Genomic DNA, 18,006 nt, shown 5'->3' on the forward strand with positions numbered 1-18,006 from the left:
GCTTTGATCCATGGATTTCTGAATGGGGCAACCCACCTGAAAGTTTGTTATTGTTGGCACTGCCAGTCAATAATGGGCTTAACCAGGTATTTATGACCTGAATACATAGGGTTATAAAGGCAAACCCGGGGAACTGAAACATCTAAGTACCCGGAGGAAAGGACATCAATTGATACTCCCCTAGTAGCGGCGAGCGAACGGGGACCAGCCGAGCCAGATGAGTGAGAAGAACATGTTGGGAAGCATGGCCATAGCGGGTGACAGCCCCGTATTCTAAGCTCTGATGGACGTATTAAGTAGGGCGGAACACGTGAAATTCTGTCTGAAGATCGGAGGACCACCTTCGAAGGCTAAGTACTCCTTGCTGACCGATAGTGAACCAGTACCGTGAGGGAAAGGTGAAAAGCACCCCGACGAGGGGAGTGAAACAGTACCTGAAACCGAACGCCTACAATCAGTCGGAGGCTCCTTGCGAGCTGACGGCGTACCTTTTGTATAATGGGTCATCGACTTGGTCTCACGAGCAAGCTTAAGCCGTTAGGTGTAGGCGTAGCGAAAGCGAGTCTTAATAGGGCGTATGAGTTCGTGGGATCAGACCCGAAACCGAGTGATCTAGGCATGGCCAGGTTGAAGGTAAGGTAACACTTACTGGAGGACCGAACCCACATCCGTTGAAAAGGATCGGGATGAGCTGTGCCTAGGGGTGAAAGGCCAATCAAACTCGGAGATAGCTGGTTCTCTGCGAAATCTATTTAGGTAGAGCGTCATCCGAATACCCCGGGGGGTAGAGCACTGGATGGGTAATGGGGCCCCACAGGCTTACTGATCCTAACCAAACTCCGAATACCCGGGAGTACTAGATGGCAGACACACTGCGGATGCTAACGTCCGTAGTGGAGAGGGAAACAACCCTGACCTACGACTAAGGCCCCCAATTCATGGCTAAGTGGGAAAGCAGGTGGGACGACCAAAACAACCAGGAGGTTGGCTTAGAAGCAGCCATCCTTTAAAGATAGCGTAACAGCTCACTGGTCTAAATAAGTTGTCCTGCGGCGAAGATGTAACGGGGCTCAAGCCATGAGCCGAAGTCTAGGATGCCGTAAGGCATGGTAGCAGAGCGTAGTGTGACATAAGACTTATCCTCTTTAGTGTCTTTCGGGGCACCTTGGAGGATCGAGTCTTTTCGATGAAGCCGGGGCGTGAGCCATCCGGTGGAGAGATCACTAGTGAGAATGATGACATGAGTAGCGACAAAGAGTGTGAGAGACACTCTCGCCGAAAGTCCAAGGGTTCCTGCTTAAAGCTAATCTGAGCAGGGTAAGCCGGCCCCTAAGCCGAGGCCGAAAGGCGTAGGCGATGGGAACTAGGTTAATATTCCTAGGCCGTGGAGTGGTGACGGATCTCAGAGGTAGTTCATCCTTATTGGATTGAGTGGGCTGCTGAGAGGTTCCTGGAAATAGCCCTCCTATAAGACCGTACCCTAAACCGACACAGGTGGACTGGTAGAGCATACCAAGGCGCTTGAGAGAACGATGTTGAAGGAACTCGGCAAAATACCTCCGTAAGTTCGCGAGAAGGAGGCCCGGTTCCTAGGCAACTAGGGGCTGGGGGCACAAACCAGGGGGTGGCGACTGTTTATTAAAAACACAGGGCTCTGCGAAGTCGCAAGACGACGTATAGGGTCTGACGCCTGCCCGGTGCCTGAAGGTTAAAAGGAGAGGTGAGAGCCTTGAATTGAAGCCCAGGTAAACGGCGGCCGTAACTATAACGGTCCTAAGGTAGCGAAATTCCTTGTCGGGTAAGTTCCGACCTGCACGAATGGCGTAACGACTTCCCCGCTGTCTCCAACATCGACTCAGCGAAATTGAATTGCCTGTCAAGATGCAGGCTTCCCGCGGTTAGACGGAAAGACCCCGTGCACCTTTACTACAGCTTCGCACTGGCATCAGGATTGTGATGTGCAGGATAGGTGGTGGGCTTTGAAGCCGTGACGCAAGTCGCGGTGGAGCCTCCCTTGAGATACCACCCTTCGCACTCTTGATGTCTAACCGCGGTCCGTTATCCGGATCCGGGACCCTGCGTGGCGGGTAGTTTGACTGGGGCGGTCGCCTCCTAAAGCGTAACGGAGGCGCGCGAAGGTTGGCTCAGAGCGGTCGGAAATCGCTCGTTGAGTGCAATGGCAGAAGCCAGCCTGACTGCGAGACTGACAAGTCGAGCAGAGTCGAAAGACGGCCATAGTGATCCGGTGGTCCCGAGTGGAAGGGCCATCGCTCAACGGATAAAAGGTACGCCGGGGATAACAGGCTGATACTGCCCAAGAGTCCATATCGACGGCAGTGTTTGGCACCTCGATGTCGGCTCATCTCATCCTGGGGCTGGAGCAGGTCCCAAGGGTACGGCTGTTCGCCGTTTAAAGAGGTACGTGAGCTGGGTTTAGAACGTCGTGAGACAGTTCGGTCCCTATCTGCCGTGGGTGTAGGAGACTTGAGAGGAGTTGCCCCTAGTACGAGAGGACCGGGGTGAACGATCCACTGGTGGACCAGTTGTCGTGCCAACGGCAGTGCTGGGTAGCTATGATCGGACAGGATAACCGCTGAAGGCATCTAAGCGGGAAGCCCCCCTCAAAACAAGGTCTCCCTGAGGGCCGTGGAAGACCACCACGTCAATAGGCCGGAGATGTAAGCGCAGTAATGCGTTCAGTTGACCGGTACTAATCGCCCGATAGGCTTGATTTGATCCAGTAATGGAAAGACAACCCACCGCCTCAAGTAGAGGCGGTAGGCGAACAAATAAGCCAAAAACATACACCTCATTAAACATGGATAACTTCGTAGCACCTAGCTGCGGTGTTGATTGATACACAACCGTGCGGCAACGCGCCTTTATCTGCGATAAAGACGCTGCCTGCCGCGCGTCGCCTTTTTGCTGCGCAAAAAGAGCGACGGGGATTTTCCTCGGTTTGGTGGTCATAGCGCAAGCAAAACACCCGGTCCCATCCCGAACCCGGAAGTTAAGTGCTGCCGCGCCAATGGTACTTGGGCTTAAGCCCCGGGAGAGTAGGTCACCGCCAAACCTAGAAAAATCCCACATTCTCTCAAAACGATAGAATACCTATTCGACCCCGGCCTCAAATAGCGCAAGCAATAGGCCAACCAACGGTCTCAACTCGCCAAATAGGCGCCAGACCAGCCAAAGACCTCAAGTAGCGTAAGCGATAGGTCACAAAAAATGTCGCGGGATGGAGCAGCCCGGTAGCTCGTCAGGCTCATAACCTGAAGGTCGTAGGTTCAAATCCTACTCCCGCAACCATTACTGTCGAACAAGCCGCCCCAGGGCGGCTTTGTTCGTTACAAGACACCCCCAACGCAAGCAAACCCGCCAGTTCTCCAACCAATTCAATTGTATAGGCTTCTCCCTCAGGGGGCAGCCTGATCTCCGATAACAAGCCCCGAACGCAAGAAACAAAGCCACCTTGTCCACGCCCAATCGTAGCGTCAACGCAATAGCGCCGATCTGTTGGTGCGAATGTAATCCGCCGTCCGAAAGACCAGCGCAGCCAATGTCGCTGTCGGATTAAGCGCACCGGAGGTAGGGAATAGGCTTGCGCCTGCCACAAACAGATTGTCGATCTCGTGAACCTGCCCGAATGAATTGGTAACCGACATGGATGGGTCGGTTCCCATGATCGTGCCACCCATCATGTGCATCGGACTCCGAGCACCTGCCCAGGCTTCGCTGGTTCCAGCAGCATGGAAAACCCGCAATCCTTCGGCCTTGGCCAATTCTGATCGGGCAGTATTTTCCTGCGGAAGTGAGTTGGTGACATTGGCTTGCGGCAACCCGAAACGGTCACGGCGCGATAGATCGAGCGTGATGCGGTTTTCCGGGATGCTGTCTTCTTCGCACAGAACTGTCATATTGCCGTAATGCGTACTGGCTTTCTGCATGTACTCATCCAAAGCATCGCCAAACAACCCGGGTTTTGCCAGTGCCGTTCCAAGAAGATCATTTGGTTTTGCTGCTTGACCGACGAGCCAGGCCCGACTGCCAAACGCGCCATCTTCTGGCTGCTTGTTGTCGTACCCTTCCAGACAAAGTGTGTTGGCCCCCGAAACACCCAGATGCGGCTCGGTTCCCTGAGGAAACAGCCCGTGGATCGTCGTCAGCGCATGAGACGTAAAATACTGCCCCAAGGATCCGCTGCCATTACCCAGTCCATCCGGGTGCTTATCATTGGATGACAGCAACAAGAGCCGTGCGTTCCAAATTGTATGACAGGCGGAAATTACGACTTTGGAGGGTTGGAAATTCTCCTGACCACGCTCGTCAAGATAGGCAACTCCGGTCGCCAACGTTCCGGACGGGTCGGTTTCAATGCGCGTCACATAGGCGTTATGGCGCAGCTCAACACCCGCTTTCTTGGCGCGCGGCCATTGCAGAACCAGCGGGTTTGCCAATGCGCCAACCGGGCACCCGGAATCGCACCAGCCGTCCAGCAGGCAACCGGGCCGCCCGTCGAAGGGCGTACTGTTGATCGCAAGAGTATTGGCCGTCAGTTTCAACCCTTCCGTATCAAATCCTTTTTTTATGGCTGATGATTGCCTTGAGATGGGAATGGCGGGCATCGGGTAAGGAGCACCTGCCGGAGCATGGGGATCAGCCTCCCCGGACACGCCGAAATAGGTCTGTGCATGGTCATACCACGGTCGCAAATCCGCGTAGGTGATGGGCCAGTCCAGACTGCGTCCATACAATGATTGAACGTGAAAATCATCAGGGTGCAAGCGGTACCAGTTCGCGTACCAATGCAAGCCTGCTCCGCCAGTGCCCCAACCCATTGCGAAATTTGCAGCGCCTACCAAATCGCCCGTTTCGCGAACCTCCGGCCCCGCCCAGCGAAGGCGCCGCGACCAGATCTGCGAACTGATCATATCCGAAAGCTTACGCTCCGGTCCGGCCTCCAGAACCAGCACATTGAACCCTGCCTCACCCAGCTCGGCCGCCATTGTACTGCCGGCGATACCAGAGCCGGCAATGACAACGTCAACCAATTCATGTGAGATTTTCTTCATCAGCTCCCCGTCTTTTGGGTCACGCTCTTGGCAGGGATCTCTTCACCAAGGTTGCAGAGGTGGGATGTGCGCCAGATAGGGAATCCCGATTTCGGCAAATCCACTTTCTGTTCCATAAACTACGTCGACCGCATCACTTCGTGAGATAAAGTAGAAGAAATTCGGATCGGGATCGGTCCAGATCTTCATTTTCGACGCCACGGCTGCGGCGATCATATCTTTCTGCTGGTCAGGTGACAGTTTCAAAAACGGCAGATCAAAGCGGTGATGGCTTTCCGCATCAATTCCGGCGATGCCGCTACGATAAAACCCCGCCATGTCACTCGCATCAAGATACCTTAACAGCAGGAGAGATGCTGCGGGGGGTCCAGCGAGGCTCTGATCAACAAATTGCGCCACACCAGCTACGTCGGCACCTGAAACGATGGACTTGCACCAGGCTGCAAGGGTCTCGGCCTCGTTTGTTTTCAGGTACTGATAGTTGGCTTGTTCGATGTTCTTTGCCTCGCCACTAAATGACTGGCCGTGCAAAACAGCACTGGCCCAGAGTGTGGTTGGGATCATGCGGGTCACAAAGCGTCGACGCTTCATCATTCCACCTGTCTCAGTCATTCTCCTATGAATTCCGCCATTTTCGCAAGAACTGGGCTCTTGTCAAATAGTGGCCCAAACGAAACCGGGGAACGGCTGTTGCAGTGACCGTTCAGTCGGTCATGCCGGTTTGGCTTATCGTCTTGGGCGTGAAACCATATTTTCTGCCCGATTGATGTCTATTTGTGCTACAGTCAGAAGGTATTTTTTTACGATATTGATTTTATTGGGGGGCGGACATGGGTCGCATTTTCCTTACTATTTTTGTGTTTTTTTCAGGAATCGCCGCCGCTGACGATTTCTCCCAGAACGATGTGTCTATCCTTTTGGAGGCGCCGATAAGAGCAGATGATCCCCGGGTTGTTCTGCCCGACGCCGTTTTTCCAACCGATCTGGCGGCGATCGCCGGTGCAGTCATTTCGAATGTCAATGCGATGCCCACTGCGGTGGAAACCATCGATTCCAGTATTTTTACAGATCGCCGGGATCAGTTGCATGTGGCCTCGATACGGATCGATCCGGGCGCGCCGGGTTTGCAGGCAGCGTTCCGTCCGTTTGGGCGCAACTTGCAGATCCGGCTGGTCGTGCAACCGGTTGATTTCAACTCAGGCGGGGCGCCAATCAGGGATGAGGCCGTGCATCTGGTCTACACTTTTGGAGCGGATGCGTCCGAGGCTCCTCCGGTTTGTCCTTTCCGGATTTTGCCGGATCAGACGGATATTGATGATTTTCAGGCTGCTATTGATGATCTTGCCGCCATCCGGGACGAACTGGCCGGGATGGGCGTCGCAACTGCGGGCACGCCCTTGGGTGTGCATCCTGCATTCGACACTCCGGCAGCGGCAGAGGTACTGACAGCGCGCCTCAGCAGCTTTTTGGAAACGCACTTAAGCGCGGACCGGCTGTCGGCGGTCTCGATAGCTGGATTGCCACCCGGTGCGCCCGAGCCTTGGGTTTTTCTGGCCCTTCAACGGGCAGGCAGTGGCTTCACCCCGGTGCCAAGCCCGGCCATCGCCCAACCGGATGATGTGACCGCACCTAAAAACTTCCAACAGATGCTCAGTTTTTTGGGTGACTCGGAAAATGGCGGGGTCGTTCCGCCAGGACTGACGCGAAATCGCCTGCCGGTGGATTGCCTGGCGAATTTCGTGTTGCCGGTTTTTGGTCTTCCCCAGCCAGATGCTGACGATGGTGTATCCACCAGCACGCTGTTTGGGGCCGGCGGCAACAGCCCGCAAAATGCTGCAGAGATTTCGGCTGTCATCGCCGATCCTGCCGCGTCGCATTTCTTCAACACAGATTGCGTCAGCTGCCACACAGAAACCCGCCGCGAGTTGGACGCCGCAGCCGATCCTGCAACTGTTGCAGCGCGTATTGCTGCAGAGGAACAGATGGCGCAGGACGATCTGCCACGCAGTCCGGAGGGGATGGGTGACCGGTTTGATCGTTGGAATATTCGTGCCTTTGGGTGGTTCCCGGGGTTTCCCGCCACGGACGGACGGGCCCATGCCACGGTGGTGCGCCGTACAGCACGTGAAACTGCCGAGGTTGTGGCGTGCCTGAACGAAGGGGACTGGACCAACCTTGATCAGCCCTGTCTGGCAGAGGACCACACGCAGTTTTTCGATCAGGGCTGGTCGGATGGAATTCGTAGGCAATACTACCACACCAGCCAGGGGGGCGAAATCATGCCGCTCAGCTGGTTTTTGGCACTAGAGACCAGTGATGGGACGGGGCGGTTTGCGACGCCCGGCAATCTGGCTCGCTATGGTTTGTTGCCCTCGCCTGTTGATGCGCGCAACCCCCATGGGCTGCCGGTCGGGTTTGCCGCGACACAAACCGACAACGGTCCGCAAGTCAGCCTGAATTGCGCGTCATGTCATTCCGCAGATGTGATCATCGAGGGTGAAGCTTTTCGGATTGATGGCGCGCCCGCCAGTTTTGATTTCGACCACTTCGCAGCAGAACTGGCGAAAGCTGTGCGAGAGACCGGGCAGATGGATTTGACTGATCCGACGGGTCCCAAACCGTCTGAGCGGCTGAAGGCATTCATGCAAAACCTTGCCCTGACAGATCCCTCTGCGTTGGGTGATCCGGAAGAATTTGTTCCGCAGTTTCTGGGTTTCGCCTCAGATTTCTCAGGGCAGATGGCGCAACGCAGTCCGCTGCACCCTTCAGGCCCCGGCCGTGTGGACGCACTCACCCAGATCGTCAACGCGGTCGCAGTCAAAGACCTTGGTGTACTGGAAAACCTGGCGACACCGCGCGCGCCCACCAGCTATCCGCCTTTGTGGATGGCAGACCAGCTGGAATTCGTGCAGTGGAATCTTGCGGTGTCGGACCCGTTCTCGCGCAACCTAGGTCAGGCTTTGGGTGTGTTCGGAAGCGTCGATTTCACGCCGGAAAAACAGTTTGAGTCGTCTGCGGATAAGGCCGCGTTAGAGCTGTATGAGACATGGATCAAGGATCTGACCGCGCCGGCGTGGCCAGAAGATTTGCTGGGCCCAATCGACACGGCTTTGGCTGAACAGGGTCGTGATCTCTTTGCGGCGAATTGCGAGGAATGCCACAATGCGCCGCCATATCGAATGAGTGATCCGAGCGAGAATCTACGCGGAGATCAGTTCATTGAGGTCGACGCAATTCCGGTTCAAAAAGCGGGCACTGATAGTGAGTATACACGGGCTTTCACTCAGCGTTGGGCGAAAACCGGATCGCTCCAGAATCTGCCAGAGCCGGACAGATTGAAACCCGTCGTGCCTTCCGTTCGTCTGCTGGAAGTCGTTGTGGGGGAAGTGGTCCAGAAAGCGCTAGGCAGTCAGGCCGCTGCGAAAATGCGTCTGCGGCCAGCAGATCACGCCGATTGTGCCTTACGCAATGCACAGACAGGAACGCCCAAGCCATGCGGATATGAGCCACCCTTCAAGGGGGCCGCCTTGAAAGCCAGCCCATTGGTGGGTGTCTGGGCGACAGGGCCATATCTGCACAACGGCTCGGTTCGGACGGTCTATCAGGTGATCTCTCCCCCGGACGAGCGTGAGCAGGTATTCTTCGTCGGTGACCGCACATTGGATGCCGAACGCCTTGGGTTTGTCAGTACGGACCAGGACAACGCCTTCCGCTTTGACACGACAGTGACGGGAAATGGCAATGGAGGTCATGTGTTCTGGAACACGCCGTTCACGCATGATGAGAAGGTGGCAATTGTTGAGTATCTCAAAGACCCCGATCGATTTCCGATTGAAAGGTGATCTGCGGGTCGTCCCCTAACCGTCGCAAATGAGGTCAGGCCTTATTCGTGGCGTCTTAAGTTCGTTTGGAAGGCGTGGATTTCTGAACCTTCAAATCCGCGTCCAAGCAGGTCAATGCAATCAAGGAGGTGCCGTGATGGCTGATAAGCATACGCAACATGAAGACAGGCCAGAGGTGGATCTGAGCACCCTTCACCTTCCCACCGGCTACTCGCAGGACACCAGTCATCATGGGCATCAAAAGTCTTTTACATCGACAAGAACCGCTCTTCATCGCGGTAAAAAAATCAAAATCCGAACCACGTATCGCATCGAAATCGACGATGAACCCCTGACCTTACACACAATGGTACTGGATGACGGAACCGTTCATTGCCATGGCCTGCCAAACTATTCGTTCCCGTCTGCAATCGACCTTGCGCGGTCCATTATCGATGCGTCGCGCCTGGCGCCGATGGAACGAGATGAACTTGGGGTGGGGCACGACAACCACGATGGTCACGCAGATCACGGGGGGCACAACTGATGGCCGGTACCAGAGAAAACATCCTTGTCAGTGAAACTGTGCGCGATCAATTCCTTCAGGGTATGGCGGCGCTGGATCAACCCAACTCGGGGATCTTCGGCCGGGACATTGCCGCTTTCCTGAGGAACAACAATCTACCGCTTGATATTGTCGGCATCGACCAAGAGCTTTCGATCTACGACCTCTTTGTTTTCTGGCATGTGTTGGCCATGTCGATCCCGTTGTCGGTCGGCAACGCCGCCCATAGCGGTCCGATCTTTCTACCCTGGCATCGGATGTATCTCATCCGGCTTGAACAGAACCTGCAGCAGGTTCTTGGCGACCCGGACTTTGGCTTGCCGTATTGGGATTGGGCTGCCGACGGAGAACTTTCTGTCGCAGACCAGTGGCGCACAGACCTGTGGTCGCGGGATTATATCGGCGAGGCCCGAGGGGCCGTCCGGTCCGGACCTATCGCCGACATGCGCGTGCGGCTTGTTCAGGATGCAAGAACGGGGCGGCTTGTCTCGACAACCCCACGTCCCATTCAGCGCGCGGCAGGGCTTGATCCGCGCGTCCGAACCCTGCCAACCGAAGCGCAGGTCGATACCGCGCTTACCCAACCGACCTATGACCAGTCCCCGTGGAACCAAAGCGTCATCAGTCATCGCAACGTACTTGAAGGATGGGTTCAGGGACCACAGTTGCACAACCGTGTTCATGTTTGGATCGGTGGCGATATGGGACCCGGAACGTCACCCAATGATCCGGCGTTTTTTCTTAACCACTGTAACGTTGACCGTATCTGGGAGATGTGGATGGACCGCAATGGCCGCGACTATCAACCGGGCCGCAATCGCGGGCCGCAAGGTCACCGGATCGATAGCACGATGGTTTCTATCATCGGTCAGGCCCTCAGCCCGGAACAGGTTTTGGACCCGTCCATTTGGTACACATATGATCACCAGCTTGTCGCTTAGACTTGCATCGGTCATCGGGCGCGTAAAAACCGAGATATGCGGAACAGCATTCTGTCAGAGCGCATCGCCGGGCCTCATGATTTACCGCTTTCCCAATAAGCGGGTACTCAGCAAGCTGTTCAGAGTTTCTGATTGATCGACCGAATGCGGTTACCCATCCGTGATCCGGGTTGGCGCGCGCACGACTGTGCACCAATTACTGCCCATTTGAGAGGTCACAATCAGGCGTCTTTCGCCACACGTCTTGGCGATCTCGACAACGCCGCCTATTTTGGTCACTACAGGGGCCAAATCACCAGCCGAGTCGCCAGTTTGGCCGTCGTTCCAGCGAGTTTCATTCATGAGCAAGAAAGTCCCGTCGCCCCGTATCGACGTTTGCAAATTCCGCCGCGAGGGGCATTGCATCGGGTGCTCTATGACGAAAAGCCAGAAAAAGCTGTTCAAGTCGATCAAGCGCCCTGATCAGCAGGAAGCCTTTGTTCAGATGCTCGTCTGTCAGCAGGAAAAAATGGGCCGGTACACCCATTGGGGACCGGCCTATCTGAAAAAGTTGAAGAAGAAGAAAGCCAAGGTCAAATTCACCCTGGCAGTCTAATTCAGCGCAGATGAGAGCGTAGGAACCACGCGAACTTCTCATGAGTCTGACCGCGGCTGATGCACAGGTCCTCGGTCAAAGTATCACCGTGCCCGGCGGCAAGCTCACCACAACCGGCCAGGGTCGAGGCCAGCGTTTCCTGCGCGTCCAGCATGACCTTGACCATCTCTTTGTCTGATGCGTCGCCTTCATGCTCGTTGATTTTCGAGCGTTTCAGCATCCCGGCGAGCGTACCTTCGGCATGCGCGTCCAATGCTTTGACACGTTCGGCCAAATCATCTTGCGCGACAAAATGGTCTTCGTAGATTTTCTGGAACAGCTCATGTAGCGGGCCAAAGGCCATGCCTGTTACGTTCCAGTGAAAATTCTGCGCCAACATCGTGGTCACGGCGGTTTCTGCGACGGATTGATTCAGCGCGTCAGCAATTGCGGCACGCGAGTCTGGGGTCAGGTCAATAGCTGTCTGAGTCATAAAATTCACCTTAGTTCTGCTGGTTGCCATGCTGTTTCACCAAAAAAACAGCAGCCTGATCCATATTTAGAGGATCATAGAAATTTTCCAAGAACTTTTTAGAATAATTCTAAGTTTTATGGAATTGCTCTGAAATCGACCGTGTCAGGAAGGCCAGATTTCGCTGCGTCCAGCGCGGAACCCGGGATTGGATTAAGAAACGGAAGCTGTCATCATCCTTACGTTCGATCGCCTCGAACAACCGTCCTAGCCAGACTTCATCAAAGGAGAGGTCTACAGTACCCGGACGGTAGAACACCGGTCGTCTGGACACCGCCTGACGAAAGCCCCGCATCAATGTTTCCGCATGGCGCATCTGTGCATCCGCAGGATCTGCCAGCAGCAAGGCACAGGCATGATCCAAATCGACCCGCGACGCAGACCGGCATTCCAGTGCAACCAACCGCAGATGGTTGATGATCCGCAACGACCGGCTCGTCATCATAGGCGATGAGGGGGCACGTGTTGCATCCGTTGGTATGAAACTGACTGCCTGCATCATTGTGTTGGGCTGCTCAAAACATCAAGGCGCCATAACCGCCATTTTCAATACCTGACAATAGTAATAAGGTTTTGAAAAAACAAGCGGCCCTCCCCGTTTTTTCGCGGGGAGAGACCCAATGACCGCTGGAATAGAACAGCGGATATCACAGTCGATCTTGGGTCCCGTGACGGGCTACGCCTTGCCTGACTCCAGAACCGCTTCGATTTTGGCGAGGGTAGCGGTGTTGACCGAGACGCCGTCTTTACGGGCAGACAACCGGTTTGCCCGACGTCCGTCACCTGGCAAATGCGCGCCGTCTTGGAAACGAATCGCGTCGACAAGATCAGAGATCGCAGTCGGGAAAAGGCCGTTGGACGTTGTGGCGGGGTCAATTGCGATGAAGAACTGCCCGGTTTTGGGTGGCCCTCCTGCCGTTCCTGAAAACGGCGAGGCGTGCATTCCAAGTGTCGCTCCGGTCAGTGCAGCCGCCATAATCTCTGTCAACAAGGCGATGCCGACGCCTTTGTAGCCGCCCGAAGGCGCCATGCTGCCTTTCAGTCCAACACTGGGATCGGTTGTCGGGTTACCGTCCGGATCAAGTGCCCAACCAATTGGGATCGCCTTGCCTTCGCGGGCATGTTTCATCACCTCGCTTTTGGCAATGGTGCTGGCGCTTTGGTCGATCAGCAGGGCGGGTTGCCCATCCGTGCCCGGTGCGGCGATGGAAAACGGATTGGTTCCAACAACGGGGCGTGATCCTCCGGACGGGGCAATTGATGCTGGTGCGTTGGTAAACCCAAGCCCAACCAACCCGGCTTGCGCCAGACGATAGGTGTGATAGCCCAGAACCCCGCAATTGTAGCTGTTGTTGATTGTCAAAGCGACGATGCCTTGGGCGCGCGCCGCAGGGATCAGAGAATCGAACCCTAGATCGATAGCCGCATGTGCAAATCCGGTGGCCGCATCGACCCTGACAACGCCGGGACGAGGTGTCTCTAACGACGGTTTGGCCTGGCCGTCAACTTTGCCACATTGAACATGCTCGCAATAGATCGGGATGTAAGCCAGGCCATGGCTGGCGATGCCGTCAGCCTCGGTTGCGGCCGTTGCAACAGCCAGCGGGCGCGCGTTTTCTTCACTGGTTCCCGCAGCGACCAGGGCATTGAAGGACAGGTCTTCGATTTCAGCCAGTGAGAGCGTTTTGTATTCAGTCATCAGAGTATCCTTCAGTCATTATCGGACAGACCCGCCCCGGCCCCCAGAAGCCGGGATTGTTCGGTTGCGGGGGCGTAGGTCCGGAAGGCAAAGTTGGTGAGAACATCCCAACTGGCCGGATCAGGGGTAGCGCGTGTCTGCCGGGGTTTTTTCGTCTCCAGCGTGCCGCCCATGGCTACAATCACGCTGTCGACCCGGCTCATATCAACGTCAGGACAGGAAAGCTGCGCGCCATCTGTCACAGCATTGATGCCGTCGAGTGTGATCGTAGCGACGCCGTTCTGACGCTTCACCGCATTGGCAACAAAAGGAAGCAGCAAAAGCGGCACAGCAACATGCTGTAATCGCAACGGGCCAGCCCGCCACATTTCGGCGTAATCTGATAGCGCCGCGCCGCAGGTCAGGGGGCACAGATCCTGTTCGCCTGCCCATTCTCCGGTCAGGTCCTTTGGCATGTGCTGGTCCAATGATCCGGCGAAGCCCAAACCCAAAAGTTTCGCCAATTCAGCCGGCCCATTCAGCCCTTGGGCGCATAGCCATCGCGTTGCTTTTCCGGCTTCTTCTGCGATACCCCAGGCGTATCCGGCACCCCGGGTCGCGCGCTTTGCGGTGGCCTCGACCTCGTTCAGAGAAAAACTCATTGCTGAACCTCGGGGTAAACCCACAGATCTGCGTTTTCGTTGGTCAGATCCTCGGGGTAGGGCGCGCCGGAATACATGCAAATCCGCACCCAGCGGTCCGAACGCGGATCGAAATGCGTTGCGCCAAAGAAGGACAGCTTTGCCCTCAGCATATCTATGGGCAGAACGACAGCGCTGATCGTGTTGTCGTGAATCTCACCATAAGGCGCCACGGTGGCCATCTGCGCACGGCGCACCGCGTGACGGTGTTCGGGATGCCGCAGCAGGAACTCGGCGATCGGAGCATTGCCGTTCCATCCTGCCAGCGCCTTATGCGCGCGAACGGTGTCCCGAGCCGGGGCGAGAGGTTGTTCATACTCGGCGATAGGCTCGTTGAACCGTTCTCCCAGTCTTGGTTCCAGTTTTTCTTCCGAAACGTACCAGGCCCGGGCGCAATTCTCAGGTGCTGTCCAATCCAGATCCATTGCCCACCCAAAACTCTGCTCGAACAGCGAACGGACCTCAGCGACTGGCATCGCGCCATTGATCACATGCGCATCAGAGTTGTTGTCGGCCATGCAAGATGAAAGCCCATCTACCAGATCCCCGTAAGGTTCCAGGATCAGTGAGGCGATCAGTTCCTGCCCTTCCTGGCTCAGCGTCGCCTCGGACCAGCGAACCAAACGGTCCCATGGGTAGTTGTTCTGTAATTCTTCCTGATCCAGATAGGTCGAAATGGAAGTCAGATCGGCGTTCAGCGCAGCAAGCTTTTCGATTTGAACCGGATGTTCCGAACGCCACCACGACATTGACAGCTTGCTGCGCTTGAAGATGTTGCGAAACTCGCTCTCCTCTTCCGCCGACGCGGTTTCGATTGAACGGACACGGGAAATGGCCTCTTCGCGTACCATGATCCAGTTGTTGAACAGGATTGGATGGTTGACGATGAAGGGGGCCATGCCCAACCCGGTTGAGTTTCCAATCCCTAGCCAGCGGGCGATGTCCGGGTCCAGTTTGGCCGTGGCGTCGCCGCCTTTGACCTGCGCCATATGCTGTACCAGATCACGTACAAATGTGCGGGTCAGGTAGACCGATAGCATCTCGGCTTGGAATGGGCTGTTGACTTCGGCGCGATCAGCGATCTTTTCCCGATCTGCGGCGCCGAATTTTCCCGAACCATAGACGGCTGTGGTCCGCATCAGATAGCCGACCTTGTGAATCTGATCGAGATCGGGCTGTTGCCCGGCCGCAAGGCGGTCAACAACATGAGCCCACAACCGAACGGACCGGTTGGCGCGGGACAGGGACAGCTCGCTTTCGCTGACGCGCCCGGCCTCTTGCAGCGGCACATTCTGCGACAGGCGTTCGATGTCGTCATCGCTCGGAATGCCGTCAAACAGGGCAAAAGTGGCATCCCAGGCCTCGGCGATCACCCGGTCCGAGCGTTGTTCGGGCGGAAGATCATGGGCGAAGGCAACCAGCGAATAGGCGTGGCTGGGGCTTTGCGCGGCGTAGACCGCATAGCCTACGCCTTTGTCATTGATCTCGAACTTAGGGCGGGAGAACACCCATTCTTCCTGCGCCATACGGCGGGTCAGTTGCCGCATGAAGCTGAGCCGGCATTGATGCAGCGAGCCCAGCCGCGAAAGGCGCATCACCATGGCAGGGTCGCGGCGTTTGATATGCGGGCGCGGTTCAGTCATACGTTTTGCGGTCCAAAATTCTGATCGAAAAACCGATACCAGTTGCCGCCCATGATACCTGCAACCTCATCCTCATTCATACCGACCTTGCGCAGGCCGGATTCGATGTTGCCGAAATCGCGGTTGTCCTTGAACCAGTCTGGCATCGGCGGGAAGCCGGGCGCGCTGGCCGAGCCTTCGCCATAGTCGATTTCCTTGGTCCAACGTCCGACCCGCATCCATTCGACCACACTGTCGGGTTGGTCCTGACACAGATCGGTGCCAATCCCCAAATGCTGCGCACCATATTTATCGGCGGTGCGGGCGATCATTTCACAGAAGCTTTCCAACGTGCAGGCGGATTTGTCCTTCAGGTGATGAGGGTAGACCGAAAAGCCCAGCATCCCACCTTTTTCCGTCACCGCACGGATGACCTCGTCGCGCTTGTTGCGCAGGGCCGGAGACCATTCGTAGGGATTGGCGTGTGTGATGGCGATCGGACGCTCGGACAGCTCGGCGGCTTCGATGGTAGACCGGTCCGCCGAATGGCTCATATCGACGACAAGACCAACACGGTTCATCTCTTTGATGATCTGCTTGCCCATGCGGGTGATGCCGGTGTCTTCAGCCTCATAACAACCGGTCGCCAGCAGCGACTGGTTGTTATAGGTCAGCTGCATGAACCGCGCGCCCAGCGTGTGCAGAATTTTAACCAGACCAATATCGTCTTCGATGGGCGAGGGGTTCTGGAACCCAAAGAACACGGCGGTCCGGCCAGTATTGCCGGCCGTGTCGATGTCACTGGCCCACTGACCTTTCATGATCAGGTCCGGATATTGCTCGAACCAGCGGTTCCATTTTTCGAAATTCAGAACCGTTTCACGAAAGTTCTCGTGATACGAGATGGTGACGTGGATGGCATCCACGCCGCCTTCGCGCAGTTGGCGGAAAATCTTTTCCGACCAGTTGACATATTGCAGCCCGTCGATCCGCATCAGACTGGCGTTCCGGCGCTGATGTAAGCAGTTTTGACAGTGGTATAGAATTCGGCCGCTGCTTTGCCCTGTTCGCGAGGCCCGTACGAGCTGTCGCCGCGTCCACCGAAGGGCACGTGATAGTCAGTGCCTGCGGTCGGTAGATTGACGGTCACCACTCCGGTCCGTGCATTGCGACGGAAATGGGTGGCGCGGGCCAGGTTTTGGGTCACGATGCCCGAGGTCAGACCGAAATTGGTGTCGTTGACGACGCTCAGCGCCTCGTCATAGCTGCCCACCTTGATGACGCTGGTCAGGGGTGCGAACATCTCTTCACGGTTGATGCGCATGTCGTTGTTGGTGTTCAAAAACACGCCGGGCGACATGTAGAAACCGTCATGCGGCATATCCAGTCGCAGACCGCCGCAAGCCAGTTCTGCACCCTCAGATTTACCGAGATCGACATAGGCGAGGTTTTCGCCCAGCTGTTGCTGGCTGACGACGGGACCCAACTGTGTGCCCTCTTCCAGTGCGTGGCCGACTTTCATCGCCTGAGCACCGGCAACCAGTTTTTCAACGAAGGCGTCATGGATGCCCGCGTGCACGACCAGTCGCGAAGACGCGGTACATTTCTGACCGGTGCCGCCAAAGGCGCCACCCAATGCCAGCGTCACGGCCAGATCAAGATCGGCATCGTCCATCACGGCCAGTGCGTTTTTCGACCCCATTTCCATCTGAACCTTGGTCAGGTTCTGGATGGCGGCGGACGCGATGCCTTTGCCAACCGGAACCGAACCGGTGAACGAGATCGCATTGACCTTGGGGCTTTCGACCAGACGCTGACCGATGGACCGGCCCGAACCCATGACGAGGCTGAACAGACCTTTGGGAATGTCCTGACGCTCGATGATCTCGGTCAGGGCCACAGCCGAGGCCGGGGTGATGTTGGCGGGTTTCCAGACCACCGCGTTGCCATAGCAAAGCGCTGGAGCGATCTTCCAAGATGCGGTCGCGGTCGGGAAGTTCCACGGGCTGATGATTGCCACAACACCAACGGCCTCGCGGCGCACGTCGATTTCAACTCCGGGGCGCACGCTGTCGGCATTCTCACCGATCTGGCGCAGGCATTCGGCGGCGTAATAGGTGAAGAATTGACCGGCGCGATAAACCTCGCCTTTACCTTCAGCCTTGGGTTTGCCTTCTTCGCGGGCCAGCAGCGTGCCCAGGTCTTCGGCGCGCGACATCAGCTCGTTGCCAATATTCATCAGCACGGCTTGCTTGCGCTCGGGGCCATAAGCCTCCCACTCGGCTTGCGCGGTGCGTGCTTGATCCAGCGTCGCGTCCAGTTGATCGGCACTGGCTTGCGCGAACATGCCGACCAGATCACTCAGATCCGAAGGGTTACGGTTTTCAATTTCGCTTTCGCCAGCCAGCCATTCGCCAGCAATCAGGTTCAGTTTGGTCACGTCAGGCCCCAAATTCGCAATTTCAATTTAGGATAGGATGGATTTTGCAGGGCGTATCAG

General features: G+C 56.3%; 14 protein-coding genes, 1 tRNA gene and 2 rRNA genes (1 of these 17 cut by a window edge). 7 read left to right on the plus strand and 10 right to left on the minus strand.

Features of this window, described 5'->3' with window-relative positions:
- The 3 genes from D9K61_RS02170 to D9K61_RS02180 form a co-directional block, all read left to right on the plus strand.
- A 23S ribosomal RNA gene (locus tag D9K61_RS02170) occupies window positions 1-2,735 on the plus strand (it extends 96 nt beyond the left edge of the window).
- A gap of 223 nt (window positions 2,736-2,958) precedes the next feature.
- Window positions 2,959-3,073 (plus strand): 5S ribosomal RNA (gene rrf, locus D9K61_RS02175).
- 159 nt (window positions 3,074-3,232) lie between these two features.
- Window positions 3,233-3,309, plus strand: a tRNA-Met gene (locus D9K61_RS02180).
- Window positions 3,310-3,494: 185 nt separating this feature from the next.
- Here the strand turns inward: D9K61_RS02180 and D9K61_RS02185 are convergent.
- Both D9K61_RS02185 and D9K61_RS02190 read right to left on the minus strand, forming a co-directional pair.
- A complete protein-coding gene (locus D9K61_RS02185) occupies window positions 3,495-5,072 on the minus strand; it encodes a GMC oxidoreductase (RefSeq protein ID WP_120631619.1) in 1,578 nt (525 codons plus the stop codon).
- Window positions 5,073-5,114: 42 nt separating this feature from the next.
- Window positions 5,115-5,684, minus strand: coding sequence for a gluconate 2-dehydrogenase subunit 3 family protein (locus D9K61_RS02190; RefSeq protein WP_120631620.1), 570 nt, complete (start codon window positions 5,682-5,684; stop codon window positions 5,115-5,117).
- Window positions 5,685-5,902: 218 nt separating this feature from the next.
- On the opposite strand from D9K61_RS02190, the gene D9K61_RS02195 reads away from it, so the two are divergent.
- The 3 genes from D9K61_RS02195 (at window position 5,903) to D9K61_RS02205 (ending at window position 10,399) form a co-directional block, all read left to right on the plus strand.
- The gene (locus D9K61_RS02195) at window positions 5,903-8,914 is read left to right on the plus strand and encodes a di-heme-cytochrome C peroxidase (RefSeq protein WP_120631621.1); all 3,012 of its coding nucleotides are present in this window, start codon (window positions 5,903-5,905) and stop codon (window positions 8,912-8,914) included.
- Between the two features lie 136 nt (window positions 8,915-9,050).
- Window positions 9,051-9,440, plus strand: a complete 390-nt coding sequence (locus tag D9K61_RS02200; protein WP_162946710.1) for a hypothetical protein — start codon at window positions 9,051-9,053, stop codon at window positions 9,438-9,440.
- Window positions 9,440-10,399, plus strand: coding sequence for a tyrosinase family protein (locus D9K61_RS02205; RefSeq protein ID WP_120631623.1), 960 nt, complete (start codon window positions 9,440-9,442; stop codon window positions 10,397-10,399). The genes D9K61_RS02200 and D9K61_RS02205 overlap by 1 nt, the downstream gene beginning before the upstream one ends.
- Window positions 10,400-10,549: 150 nt before the next feature.
- Here the strand turns inward: D9K61_RS02205 and D9K61_RS02210 are convergent, their stop codons facing one another.
- Entirely contained in the window at window positions 10,550-10,741 is a 192-nt protein-coding gene (locus tag D9K61_RS02210) for a hypothetical protein (protein WP_120631624.1), read from the minus strand.
- Here D9K61_RS02210 and D9K61_RS02215 point away from each other — a divergent pair.
- Window positions 10,740-10,994, plus strand: coding sequence for a DUF1289 domain-containing protein (locus tag D9K61_RS02215; protein ID WP_120631625.1), 255 nt, complete (start codon window positions 10,740-10,742; stop codon window positions 10,992-10,994). The two genes, D9K61_RS02210 and D9K61_RS02215, sit on opposite strands and share 2 nt — an antisense overlap.
- A 1-nt stretch (window position 10,995) precedes the next feature.
- Here the strand turns inward: D9K61_RS02215 and D9K61_RS02220 are convergent, their stop codons facing one another.
- From D9K61_RS02220 to D9K61_RS02250, 7 genes are all read right to left on the minus strand, one after another.
- Window positions 10,996-11,466 carry a Dps family protein gene (locus tag D9K61_RS02220; RefSeq protein ID WP_120631797.1) on the minus strand — a complete coding sequence of 157 codons (471 nt, stop codon included), beginning with the start codon at window positions 11,464-11,466 and terminating at the stop codon, window positions 10,996-10,998.
- Window positions 11,467-11,575: 109 nt separating this feature from the next.
- Window positions 11,576-12,007, minus strand: coding sequence for a hypothetical protein (locus D9K61_RS02225; protein WP_120631626.1), 432 nt, complete (start codon window positions 12,005-12,007; stop codon window positions 11,576-11,578).
- 174 nt (window positions 12,008-12,181) lie between these two features.
- Complete coding sequence (locus tag D9K61_RS02230; protein ID WP_120631627.1) at window positions 12,182-13,204, minus strand: Ldh family oxidoreductase; 1,023 nt, start codon at window positions 13,202-13,204, stop codon at window positions 12,182-12,184.
- 11 nt (window positions 13,205-13,215) lie between these two features.
- The gene (locus D9K61_RS02235; RefSeq protein WP_120631628.1) at window positions 13,216-13,845 is read right to left on the minus strand and encodes a DUF3726 domain-containing protein; all 630 of its coding nucleotides are present in this window, start codon (window positions 13,843-13,845) and stop codon (window positions 13,216-13,218) included.
- Window positions 13,842-15,527, minus strand: a complete 1,686-nt coding sequence (locus D9K61_RS02240) for a hypothetical protein (protein WP_120631629.1) — start codon at window positions 15,525-15,527, stop codon at window positions 13,842-13,844. The genes D9K61_RS02235 and D9K61_RS02240 overlap by 4 nt, the downstream gene beginning before the upstream one ends.
- A complete protein-coding gene (locus D9K61_RS02245; protein WP_120631630.1) occupies window positions 15,524-16,501 on the minus strand; it encodes a membrane dipeptidase in 978 nt (325 codons plus the stop codon). The genes D9K61_RS02240 and D9K61_RS02245 overlap by 4 nt, the downstream gene beginning before the upstream one ends.
- On the minus strand, window positions 16,501-17,946 hold the full coding sequence (locus D9K61_RS02250) for an aldehyde dehydrogenase family protein (protein WP_174235071.1): 1,446 nt from the start codon (window positions 17,944-17,946) through the stop codon (window positions 16,501-16,503). Before D9K61_RS02250 ends, D9K61_RS02245 begins: the two co-directional genes overlap by 1 nt.
- Window positions 17,947-18,006: the final 60 nt, after the last annotated feature.

Source organism: Ruegeria sp. EL01, from assembly GCF_900313035.1.
GTDB lineage: Bacteria > Pseudomonadota > Alphaproteobacteria > Rhodobacterales > Rhodobacteraceae > Ruegeria.